This is a genomic window from Dyadobacter pollutisoli, from assembly GCF_026625565.1.
Taxonomy (GTDB): Bacteria; Bacteroidota; Bacteroidia; order Cytophagales; family Spirosomataceae; genus Dyadobacter; species Dyadobacter pollutisoli.
Map to the genome: position 1 here is coordinate 6,730,096 of NZ_CP112998.1, position 11,291 is coordinate 6,741,386.

The 11,291-nt window shown below is 44.6% G+C and carries 9 protein-coding genes; 4 read left to right on the forward strand and 5 right to left on the reverse strand.

Annotation, left to right across the window (positions count from 1 at the left end; all coding sequences use genetic code 11):
* The first annotated feature begins 5 nt into the window (after positions 1-5).
* Together porV and ON006_RS27955 are read left to right on the forward strand one after the other, a co-directional pair.
* A complete protein-coding gene (porV, locus tag ON006_RS27950; RefSeq protein ID WP_244821483.1) occupies positions 6-1,160 on the forward strand; it encodes a type IX secretion system outer membrane channel protein PorV in 1,155 nt (384 codons plus the stop codon).
* Between the two features lie 79 nt (positions 1,161-1,239).
* Positions 1,240-2,520 carry a M16 family metallopeptidase gene (locus tag ON006_RS27955; RefSeq protein WP_244821484.1) on the forward strand — a complete coding sequence of 427 codons (1,281 nt, stop codon included), beginning with the start codon at positions 1,240-1,242 and terminating at the stop codon, positions 2,518-2,520.
* 5 nt (positions 2,521-2,525) lie between these two features.
* On the opposite strand, the gene ON006_RS27960 is transcribed toward ON006_RS27955, so the two are convergent.
* On the reverse strand, positions 2,526-3,848 hold the full coding sequence (locus ON006_RS27960; protein ID WP_244821485.1) for a cryptochrome/photolyase family protein: 1,323 nt from the start codon (positions 3,846-3,848) through the stop codon (positions 2,526-2,528).
* A 175-nt stretch (positions 3,849-4,023) separates the two neighbouring features.
* Here ON006_RS27960 and ON006_RS27965 point away from each other — a divergent pair, with 175 nt between their 5' ends.
* The gene (locus ON006_RS27965) at positions 4,024-4,878 is read left to right on the forward strand and encodes a 3-keto-disaccharide hydrolase (RefSeq protein ID WP_244821486.1); all 855 of its coding nucleotides are present in this window, start codon (positions 4,024-4,026) and stop codon (positions 4,876-4,878) included.
* A gap of 53 nt (positions 4,879-4,931) precedes the next feature.
* On the opposite strand, the gene murA is transcribed toward ON006_RS27965, so the two are convergent.
* From murA to ON006_RS27985, 4 genes are all read right to left on the reverse strand, one after another.
* Entirely contained in the window at positions 4,932-6,239 is a 1,308-nt protein-coding gene (murA, locus tag ON006_RS27970; protein WP_244821487.1) for a UDP-N-acetylglucosamine 1-carboxyvinyltransferase, read from the reverse strand.
* A 45-nt stretch (positions 6,240-6,284) separates the two neighbouring features.
* The gene (locus ON006_RS27975) at positions 6,285-7,022 is read right to left on the reverse strand and encodes a DUF4290 domain-containing protein (RefSeq protein WP_244821488.1); all 738 of its coding nucleotides are present in this window, start codon (positions 7,020-7,022) and stop codon (positions 6,285-6,287) included.
* Between the two features lie 112 nt (positions 7,023-7,134).
* Positions 7,135-10,083 (reverse strand): putative type IX secretion system sortase PorU2, encoded by a 2,949-nt coding sequence (gene porU2, locus ON006_RS27980; protein WP_267609921.1) that lies wholly within the window; start codon positions 10,081-10,083, stop codon positions 7,135-7,137.
* 63 nt (positions 10,084-10,146) lie between these two features.
* Positions 10,147-10,656 carry a dihydrofolate reductase gene (locus ON006_RS27985; protein ID WP_255772926.1) on the reverse strand — a complete coding sequence of 170 codons (510 nt, stop codon included), beginning with the start codon at positions 10,654-10,656 and terminating at the stop codon, positions 10,147-10,149.
* Between the two features lie 239 nt (positions 10,657-10,895).
* Between ON006_RS27985 and ON006_RS27990 the strand changes: the two genes are divergently transcribed.
* Complete coding sequence (locus ON006_RS27990; RefSeq protein WP_244821491.1) at positions 10,896-11,270, forward strand: PadR family transcriptional regulator; 375 nt, start codon at positions 10,896-10,898, stop codon at positions 11,268-11,270.
* Positions 11,271-11,291: the final 21 nt, after the last annotated feature.

The window sequence follows — 11,291 nt, forward strand, 5'->3', positions numbered from 1 at the left end:
TTTCTATGAGACTTTTTTTTGTAGCAGTATCTTCTCTATTTATTTTAACATCAGGCACACTTTCGGCACAAGCTCAGGACAGCGTACGAATCCCAGCAGCACCACTATCTTTTTTAACATTCGCTCCTGATGCCCGGGGCGCTGCAATGGGGGAAGCAGGGGTTGCGTTAAGCCCGGATGCTAACTCTACTTACTGGAATGCTGCCAAGCTTCCTTATAATACAAAAGACTTCGGTATATCAGCTTCTTATACGCCATGGTTGAGAAACCTGGTTGATGATATGTGGATGGGATACCTTACTGCTTACAAAAAGTTAGGCGATAAACAAGCCGTTGCGTTTTCAGTTAATTATATGAATAATGGAGAGCTTGATCTCCGTGATGCGGTAGGTACTCAAATGGGATACTTTAACTCGCGTGAGCTTGCTCTTGCCGGAACGTACTCACGTCAGCTTGGAAAAAACTTTTCAATGGGTCTGACGCTGAAATACATTTCTTCCAACCTTGCGGGAACCTCGGTGATCAATGGTGTTTCAATTGCACCGGCACGTGTTGCGGCGGGTGACATCAGCGCTTACTATAAGAAACAGTTTAAAAACGACGATACAGGCAGCGACTTGACATGGTCGTTGGGAGCGGTACTTTCCAACCTGGGAGGTAAGATCAACTACGGCTCAGGTGCCGAGTTTGAAAACTTTATCCCGACTACCCTGAAAATAGGTACAGGATTATCATTCACAGGCGATGGCCGCAACCGTTTTAACTTCGTAATTGACGCAAGAAAACTAATGGTGCCAACGCCAGACGGTACTAATTATAATCAAAGACCATTGTTGAAAGGTGTGTTTGGATCATTCTCAGATGCTCCGGACGGATTCAGCGAAGAGATACAGGAGATCGGAATTGCTGCTGGTGCTGAGTACTGGTACAACAATATCTTCGCATTACGCGCAGGATATTCAGCCGAGAATAAAAATAAAGGAAATCAGAAGTTCTTTACTGCTGGTGCAGGTGCTCGTTTCATGGATAAATATGCTGTTGACTTTGCTTATTTGTTTCCTGTTACACAAAATAGCCCGCTGGCCCAAACATTGCGTATCACGCTTTCGCTTAGTCTGAACAAAGCTGAAAAACTGGACGTGAGTGACACGGAAAACTAACTGAACCAAGAAATTTAACTTTTTCAAAACGAATGGCGTTATTGCAACGTCATTCGTTTTTTTATACTGATCTCTCAACATGTCATTGGACCGTACCATAGCCCCTGATTTCAAGATAATACGTTCTGTTAACTTACCTGAGCCTAAAACTTACACACTTGATAACGGCATTCCATTGCACGTGATCAATATTGGTGAGCAGCCGGTGATCAGGCTTGAATGTATTTTTGAAGCCGGGAACTGGTTTGAAGACAGTATCGGCGCATCCTATTTTGCCATCAAAATGCTACCGGAAGGTACCAACTGGCAAACATCCCAGGAGATCAGCGAAGCGTTTGACAAGATCGGGGCGTTTACAGAAATGACCCATACTTCCGACCGTATAGGAATTGTCGTTTACTGTCTTTCGCGTTTTCTTCCGGAGGTTTTGCCGCAGATAAGTCAGTTGATTCAGGATGCAGCTTTTCCCGAAAAGGAGTTGCAGGAATTAAGAAATATTACGATTCAGAATCTGAGGGTTAGCAAAGAAAAGAATGCGTACCTGGCTACTACTGAATTCAGGGCTAAGCTTTTTGGAACTGATCACCCCTATGGGCAAAGCCAGGATGAAAATAACCTTGCTACGCTATCTCCCGACGCCATTCTTGCGCATTATAACCAATACATCAAAGGAGGTAAATTTACGGTAGTATTGGCCGGCCAGGTTAGTGAGGAGGATGTAAAAGTCGTAAATGAAACATTAGGCAAAAACCAGGTTCAGGGTACGGCAAGTGAAACGCAATATGCTCCATCAGGAACGTATCAGGGAGCCGAAATGCTGGTCGACAGGCCGGACAGTGTACAGTCTTCCATTAGAATGGGGCGGATATTGTTCAATCGCCACCATCAGGATTACTTCAAAATGCTGGTGACCAATGAAATCCTGGGCGGCTACTTTGGATCTCGTTTGATGAAAAACATTCGGGAGGAAAAAGGGCTTACTTATGGCATTTCTTCTCATCTGGTAACATTGAGAAATGCGGGTTACTTCATGATCGGGACCGACGTTAAAAAGGAATTTACGCAGCAGACCATCGATGAAATAAAAAAGGAAATCAGTAAGCTGCAAACTGAACTGGTAGGAGAAGACGAACTGACCACTGTTAAAAACTTTATGGCAGGAGAATTCGCCGGCTCGCTTAATACTGCATTTGAAGTAGCCGATCGCCAGAAAATATTGCTGCTCGACGGATTACCCTCAGATTTCTTCAACCACTACATTGATCAGATCCACGCGACTACCAGTGAAGATATTCGCCTCATGGCCAACACCTATCTCCAACCTGATGATATGCTGACGGTCATTGCCGGAGGTAAGTAAGTAGCCTACTTTTGATCCAGGGCCTCTTTGTAGACTCGTAAACAACGCTCGCGAGCAATTTTGTGATCGACGATTGGTTCTGGGTACTTATCCGTACCGATTTCCGGTACCCATTTTTTAATGTATTCACCTTTCGGATCAAATCTTTCGGCCTGTGCAGCCGGGTTAAAGATCCTGAAATACGGGGCAGCGTCCGTTCCTGAGCCAGCTGCCCATTGCCATCCCCCATTATTGGCCGCCAGATCATAATCTAAAAGCTTTTCAGCGAAGTAGGCCTCTCCCCATCGCCAGTCGATCAGCAAATGCTTTGCTAAAAAACTGGCCGTGACCATACGCACGCGGTTGTGCATAAAACCGGTTTCATTTAGCTGTCGCATACCGGCGTCCACCAGCGGGTAGCCCGTCTTTCCTTCACACCATTTTTTGAAATCATCTGTATCGTACCGCCATTTAATGTGATCATAGGCACTGCGAAAAGCTTTTCCGGTTCCGACGTGGGGGAAATTCCATAGTATTTGCTGGTAAAAATCCCGCCAGATCAGCTCGTTGAGAAATGTATCGCTGTGCTCTTTTGCTTTTCTTGCCAGCTCACGAATACTGACGGTCCCAAAACGTAAATGGATACCAATGTGGCTGGTTGCTTCCATTGCAGGGAAATCGCGCTGATCGTGATAGTGGTTAAGCAATGCAGAGCTGACCTTGTCCGAAGGAAAACCAATTTCAGTTTTCTCAGACCCCATTTCTTTCAGTGAGGGCATAGCTGCTCCTTTCCATTTCAGAAAGTGTCTGAAATACTTTTTGGTAGGGTAGGACGACAGATAGAAATCGTTGACTTTCTCTTTCCAGGAACGACTATATGGTGTAAAAACGGTGTACGGCGAGTTTTGTCCGGTTAAAATCTCTTTTTTTTCAAAAATAACCTGATCCTTGCAGCTTTTGAAAGCAGTCTTTTTTTTCTTTACAATTTTGAAAACTTCCCGATCTCTTTCGGTGGCATAAGGTTCGTAATCGGTATTGGTGTAGACTTCGGCAATGTCGTATTCATCACTTAACTTTCTCCATATTTCTGTCGGAAAGCCATAATGTACGAGTATGTCTGAACCGTTTTCTTTAAGCTCTTCCCGCAGACTTTCCAGAGCCTGATAAATGAATGTTACCCGGCTATCTTTCTTATTTTCAAGATCATCGAGAATGTTTTTATCAAAAATAAAAAGAGGGACAACCGGATACCCCGACCGTAGCGCATAGTAAAGCCCGGCATTGTCATGAAGCCGCAGATCGCGCCGGAACCAGAATACCGCTATTTTCTCCTTGATGTTTAAACTCATGAAATAGTAAAGACTTTAATGATGCAGGCTGTCAAGATGACGCAGAAATTTGAATAAGTACGAAGTAAAGCTTTTTTTAGATTTTGTTCTCCTAGTATATTTACTTTGACAGTGACTTGGATAAGTAAGAAAGCTAAAATCCGGCCAATGTTTACATTTTAACCATACCTTATTCATGAGATTACAATTAACGGTCCTTTTCAGCCTGCTGTGCCTGGTTGCAATCGGACAAAAGAATTCGGACAAGCAAGAATGGAAGCAGCTCTTCAATGGCAAAAACCTGGACGGCTGGGACATCAAGATCAGGGGATATGACCTGAATGATAACTACAACAATACTTTCCGCGTGGAAGACGGCAAAATGGTTGTTCGCTATGACAAGTATGACGACTTCAAACAGAAGTATGGACATATTTTTTACAAAGGCGACTTTTCCTACTACCGGATTTCAGTGGAATATCGATTTGTGGGAGAACAGGCACCGAAAGGCGAAGGATGGGCCTGGCGTAACAGCGGGATTATGGTTCATGGTCAGCCTGCGGCTACAATGGGTAAAGATCAGGATTTCCCTGCGTCGATTGAGGTTCAGCTTTTGGGCGGTAATGACAAGGTTCGCACGACATGCAACCTATGTACTCCCGGAACCAATGTGGTAATGAATGGTAAATTGATCACGCAACATTGTGTGAATTCGAAATCCCAGACTTATAATGGTGATCAATGGGTAAAAGCAGAGGTGCTGGTACTGGGCGACTCGCTGATCCAGCATTTTGCAAATGGAGAAATGGTATTGGAATATAATAAACCGCAACTCGGCGGAGGTAATGTGAGCGGAAATGATCCATCGATCATCATTGCCGGAAAGCTGTTAGATCATGGCTCTATTTCCCTGCAAAGCGAAAGTCACCCTGTAGAATTCAGAAAAGTGGAAATACTGGATCTCAAAGGCTGCATGGATCCGAAAGCGACGAATTACAAGTCGTATTATGTGAAGGCGGATAACAGCTTGTGTAGTTATAAGAAGAAGTAGTAAAAATAAAACCTGGCAAGTCTTTGAGACTTGCCAGGTTTCTACCTATTTAATTACAACCTCACAATCTCCGCACCAATCGCATTCAAACGGGTATCGATGTTTTGGTAGCCGCGGTCGATTTGCTCGATATTGTCAATGATACTTACTCCTTTCGCGGACATTGCTGCGATCAGCAATGCAACTCCGGCGCGGATATCAGGCGACGTCATTCGAATTCCACGAAGCTGTGTTTCGCGGTTATGTCCTATAACAGTAGCTCTGTGCGGATCGCAAAGAATGATCTGAGCGCCCATTTCAATTAATTTATCTACAAAGAACAGACGGCTTTCAAACATTTTCTGATGTACCAGTACAGTTCCCTGCGCCTGCGTGGCCGTAACCAGGATGATGCTCAGCAAGTCGGGCGTAAAGCCTGGCCAGGGTGCATCGGCTACCGATAATGTAGAGCCGTCGAGGTAGTTTTCAATGCGGTAATGTTCTTGCGCGGGGATAAAGATATCGTCACCACGGAATTCCATTTTGATCCCAAGACGTTGAAAAACATCAGGAATGATGCCTAGCTGTGCTATTTGGCAATCTTTAATGGTTATCTCAGACTGGGTCATAGCTGCAAGACCGATAAAGCTGCCGATCTCGATCATATCAGGCAGCATCGTGTGCTCCGTTCCATGCAGTTCGGTAACGCCTTCCACTGTAAGCAAGTTAGAAGCGATCCCCGAAATTTTGGCGCCCATGCGGTTAAGCATTTTGCATAATTGCTGCAAATAAGGCTCGCAAGCGGCATTATAAATGGTAGTGGTACCTTCTGCCATCACAGCTGCCATAAGCACATTGGCTGTTCCGGTTACAGAAGCTTCATCCAGAAGCATATACGCACCTCTCAGATTGGCCGCATCGACTTTATAAAAACCGCCGTCCTCTCCGTCGTAGCTGAACTCTGCACCGAGTTTTTCAAATCCCAAAAAGTGGGTATCCAATCTTCTTCTGCCAATTTTGTCGCCACCTGGTCGTGGAATCCTGCCTTTACGGAAGCGTGCCAGCATAGGCCCCAAAAGCATTACTGATCCGCGGAGCGCAGCAGCTTTTTGTTTAAAAGAATCCGATTCCAGGTAATCGAGGTTGATTTCACTTGCCTCGAAACGAATGGACGATTCGCTCAAACGAGTACGACGAACACCCAGGTCACCCAGCAGGTTGATCAGCTGATTGACGTCACGGATATTTGGAATATTATGAATTGTGACCGGTTCCTTGGTTAAAAGTACTGCACAGATAATCTGCAGCGCTTCGTTTTTGGCGCCTTGTGGTACAATCTCACCCTTGAGACGTTTATCTCCGGTTATTTTAAATGAAGCCATATAAGAATTGGGGGCAGTTTGACTGGATAAAATTAAACCTGGATGCTAGATTCCAGGTTTCTTACGGTTATTACGGTTGTTGTTGTTATTACCGCTATTGTTCCGGCCTGAGAATTTGTTGTTCGGCCTGTTTCGGTTGTTGGAATTACCCTGGTTGTTTCCGCCCTGCCGGTCAGGATTGTGGTTGGACTGCGCTTTGAAACCCCCGCCGCCTATGTGGTTACCACGGTTGCGCTCCTGATTATTGTTGTTACGATCTTTCGGAGCAGCGTCTACCGGGCCATTCTTTCTGATATAATCAATTTCCTCGGTTAGCTTGCCCTTACTGAGTTGTTCAAGCTGCACCAGTAACACATTATCTTCCGGATTGTCCTTATTCCAGGTGTTGAAGAACGACCGCATCAGGCGGAAAATGTAAGATACGAAGGCCAGTTTATCCTCTTTATTTTCAGTTTGGATTGCCTTTTCGAGCAGCAAATCAATGTTCCGGCCGTAGTGGCGGTACATTAGGTTTTGTTGGTTATAGCCTACTTTAAGTGGTTTTTTGCCCAAAGCTTCTTTCGAAGGTGGCGGAAAAGGGCTATCTACATCTAATTGAAAACCGGAAATTATATACAGGTCGTCCCAGAGTTTATTGGTATAGTCCTGGTTGTCTCTCATGTTCGGGTGAATTTGCCGCATGAGCTCAATCAGAATGTGCGCGTAAAGATTGCGTTTTGCCTTATCCTCCATTTTTACAATGTGGTCGGCAAGTTTTTGTACGTTACTACCGTATTCTTTCAAGGGATTGAATTATTTTATATTCAGCAAAAATAAGAAGTTTTTACGGAAAGAAAATGTCAGCGAAGGCGAAAGGAGACGTGGCAAAGCATAAGCGACCAATTTAGTGCACTATTTACTTCGTGCGGATCAATTTACCCTTCATGACCTTCGTAGTTTGTGACGATTGATTATGGCTGTTTGGATCAGGTTGCAGTGAATAAAAATACAACCCTGCCGGTAACTGTTCCGGGATCCAGTACCATTCATTTTTGCCAATGTGCGGCTTAAAAACTGATTCTTTCACTTTTCTCCCATAGCTATCGTGAATGGTCAGCGTCATATTCCTGCTGATATTCAAACCTTCAAAGTCCAATGCGAATCGAAACCATTCACCCGATGGATTAGGAGAAACAGTTACATTAGTCACTGAATTTGAAGCACTAACCCTGAAATTGATCTCATAGTCAGGAGCAAAATTGCGATCCTGGTCTCTTGCCTGAACGGTCAGGTGATAACTGCCAATTTCCAGTGGTTCAGGTAAAGTCAGTTCCAGGTATGAATGTCCCGGGGAAAGATTTTTGCAACTGGCATTGCGAAGGTAAATCCTCTTCTCTCCACAACCCTGACATTTCTTTTTCATCCAAACCGTGATTCCGGAAGTGTCGCTTTTGGTCTCGGCGATATTGCTATCGATTAGTTCGATACCAAGAGTCGGCCGATCCGAGACACACTCATGATCGGTTATCTGTCTTTTATCGATCGTCACAATCAAGATTGGGGGAATGTTATCAGCAATGACTGAGCTATCAATCGCATCGGCGTCAGGCAACGGGGCCGGGAAAATCCTGATAGCGGGATCACCGTGGAGGGTCATTTGCTGAACCGTGATTTTATCGAGTATATCAGGATCTCGCAGCATGTTGCGTCTGATTGCCTCTTGTTGAATGCTACCGAAAGGAGCGCTGGTGAATGCAGAATCGGCCAGAACTTCGTAAAAAATGTGAGTATAGCGTTTCAATGAAGTAGAGACACCATTAAATGTATGAGCGAGAAAGAGTACCGCCCCACTTTTGGGCGCAAATATCCAGTCGCTGCTCAGGGTTTTTGTTGAATAAAAAATACTCCCGGAGGCGCAGCCATTCACTATGACGGCAGGATAGTATGGGTGATTCTGATACCGGGACACGGGATCACTGGCCAGTCCAATGTCGATGTCCGTCACATCCAGGCCGGAATGCCCAAAAAGCGTCATTAATGCAACACCTTTGTTGACAGGCTCATAAACCGGCAGCTTTTCAACCGGATCATCCGTTTCTTTGGAAATCGTTTTGACCGACGCGGCTAGTGGTGTGTTTTGTAACTTTTGTTCAAATGAGTTTATATAGCTTTTAAACAATGCAAGCTCGTCCCGTGACCGGCCGCCGCTCAAATGCAAAATGTTTTTCCGCCAGGGTGAATAGGAAGGTTCTGCCTCCATTGCCTTTACTTTTTGCAGATAGTCATGCACTTGCTGAGCATTCTCGGCATTAACTCTCCCGATCGGTACTGTCGGCCATTCTGTGGAATCCGGGTTGGTATTCATAGCAAGTGCAATGTCTGAACCGGGCCAGCCTGCATTGGGTACCATATCAACCTGTGCTGCATCGGCCAATTTTCTGGCTTTCTGTGGATCAATGGACCTTCCAATGAGAAAGACGAATTTCAAATTACCTTTCTGATGCAACCAGGCGATCATATTTTTGATGCCCTGCGGCCCGGGATCACCATAATTGAACGCATTATATACTTCGGAGCTATGAATAACCAACGGTTTGTAGCCTCCTCCGGCCGTGGAAGCTCTATAACTTGCATAGTCTGCGACGGGATCCGAACCCTGCACCGAGAGGCGCATTGGCGGATGCGTAATCATTAGATAATCAACGGATAGTGAGTCAATATTTCTAAATTGTACCGGCTGGCATGAATGCACATTCATTGCCTCTCTCACAGCTAGTACCTTTGCAGCACCATTAATTTCGATCCCGGATTCATTGTAGCTAAGCTTTTTAGCGTTCAATGGATCGGAGCAATCGTAGAACTGGACGCTGCCATCATTTTTTATCTTCCAAAAGCTTCTTTTCCCGACATTGAAATAGTAAGTTTTTTGAGTCAGATCGTTCTCAATGGATGATTTCTGTGGATACCTCAGCTTTAAATACGAAACTGAAATATGGCCTCCTTTGTCAATTGGTATCAGTGTAAAATTTACTTTACTATCCTTTTCAACATCAGAAGGGCGCAGTTCAGCTTTGACAACGGGAGTATTATAATCGACAAAATCAATATCGGCGAGTTTGCGTAACGGCTTTGCAATGCTACCGGTCCATAGTTCAAACAGGTGACGACCCGGTGACCATCCTGCCAGCAGAATTTCAATTCTGGCTTTTTCAAAGTGATTTATATTAACACTCTGAGTCTGAACGGACATTTCAAACGACAGATTTTCCTTTAATTCCGGTCCCGTCCAGCCTTCACCGGTATCATAAGCAGTGAGTACGGAACCGTTTTCGAAATTGCTGCCCGGAGGATAGAATGGTCCGGGTAGATAATGTGAATTGAAAAGCTGAAATGCTTCTTCAAAATGGTACCCTACCGTGTCCTGCTGCATTCCGGGTTCATTGACCGGTATTCTTTTGCCAGCTTGGCCATCCATTTTCCAGGTCAAAAAATAAGCGGCGGTGTCGGAATACAGGCTGTAGTAGGAGTGAGGCATGGCGGCCCGAGACGTGTAGAGCAGCGAATCCGCAGCTCCATCATTCTTTTCTCCGAAAAAAATCAGGTAACCGTCATTACCCAACTTACCCGAATAATCGGTAGTGGTCTCAATGGCCAATTCCTTCCCGCGGCGGAACATCTGCAGACTGGCAGCAGGAATTTCATGAATAGGAATGCCATACTGACCAAGTTCCTGGGTTGAGATCTTGTAAAGCCCGGTTTTGAACACCGGTATCCTGAAATAAACCTGATCGGGCTGTATCCATTCGTTCCCATAAAGCCTTTGCGCTTTGAGTGAGAATGGAAGTACTAATGTTAAGCAAATCAAGCAAAATGTGTGTGTAAAAATCCTGCGCATACATGTAATGTTATCACTGGTTAAAAGAGCCTGTCAGCCGGGTGTTTTTCTGACGTACACATTCATTGAAAACGAATAAATGTGGTTATCGTCAATTCCGTGATATTCAGTATTGGTCAGTTCCCAATCCTTTTGATCAACAACCGGGAAAAAAGCATCTCCTTCAATCTGCGCGTGAACAATAGTTAAATAAAGTTTTTGAACCATGGGAAGCATTTCGCGAAAAACAGTGGCCCCACCTAATATAAATACTTCGTTTTCGCCAGAAAGTAACGCAAGTGCGCTGGAAATATCTTTTGCGTATTCTGTTGAGGGTTCAGGATGATCAGGAGCATTAGAGGTTAGTATCACATTTCGGTACGTTGAATGCAATGCGTCCGGTGCTTCAAAACTTTTTCTGCCCATTAAAAATGGCTTTCCATGCGTCACCTTTTTGAAATGCTCCCACTCGTCCGGGAGGTGCCAGGGAAGATGGTTCTGCATGCCGATTACGTGGTTTTCACTCATGGCTGCAATGATATAAAGTTGCGGTATCGGTGTCAAAATGAGCTAGGTTAAGATGGTTTTTTATTGATAATAATGGCTGAAAAAATGATACCAAAAAGTCGACGGTTCTTTTTCGCCGGTCAGCTAGCAAAAATCACCATTCATCCAAAGTAGAATATTTTTTTAACATGGTACCTTGCATCACAAAGTACCTGTGTATACCTTTGTATTGTTAGAGTATTAGATTCTATCTGTTAGCCATGAACTTATTCCTTTAAATTAACACATGAAACCACATGAATATTGAAAATGCCCAAGTGCAGATGCGGAAGGGAATTTTGGAATTCTGCATCCTGCACATCATATCCAGGGGCGAAGTATACGCTTCGGATATGTTGGATGAATTAACGTCCGCTCGCATCATGGTGGTGGAAGGGACGTTGTACCCTCTTCTTACCAGGTTAAAAAACTCAGGCTGGCTGGATTATAAATGGGTGGAGTCGTCTTCGGGCCCTCCAAGGAAATACTATGTTTTGACGGATGAGGGGAAGATATTTCTGGATGCAATGCAGGCCACATGGTTTGAACTGGCCGAATCTGTACAGACGGTGATTCATCGCACAGAGGAATTGAGCAAAACAGCTTCAACGAACCTTCCTGACCCTAACTGATCATTTAGAGACATTCGATTA

Coding starts and splice junctions, on each gene's coding strand:
- porV (WP_244821483.1), top strand. CDS start 6: ATGAGACTTTTTTTTGTAGCAGTATCTTCTCTATTTATTTTAACATCA.
- ON006_RS27955 (WP_244821484.1), top strand. CDS start 1,240: ATGTCATTGGACCGTACCATAGCCCCTGATTTCAAGATAATACGTTCT.
- ON006_RS27960 (WP_244821485.1), bottom strand. CDS start 3,848: ATGAGTTTAAACATCAAGGAGAAAATAGCGGTATTCTGGTTCCGGCGC.
- ON006_RS27965 (WP_244821486.1), top strand. CDS start 4,024: ATGAGATTACAATTAACGGTCCTTTTCAGCCTGCTGTGCCTGGTTGCA.
- murA (WP_244821487.1), bottom strand. CDS start 6,239: ATGGCTTCATTTAAAATAACCGGAGATAAACGTCTCAAGGGTGAGATT.
- ON006_RS27990 (WP_244821491.1), top strand. CDS start 10,896: ATGAATATTGAAAATGCCCAAGTGCAGATGCGGAAGGGAATTTTGGAA.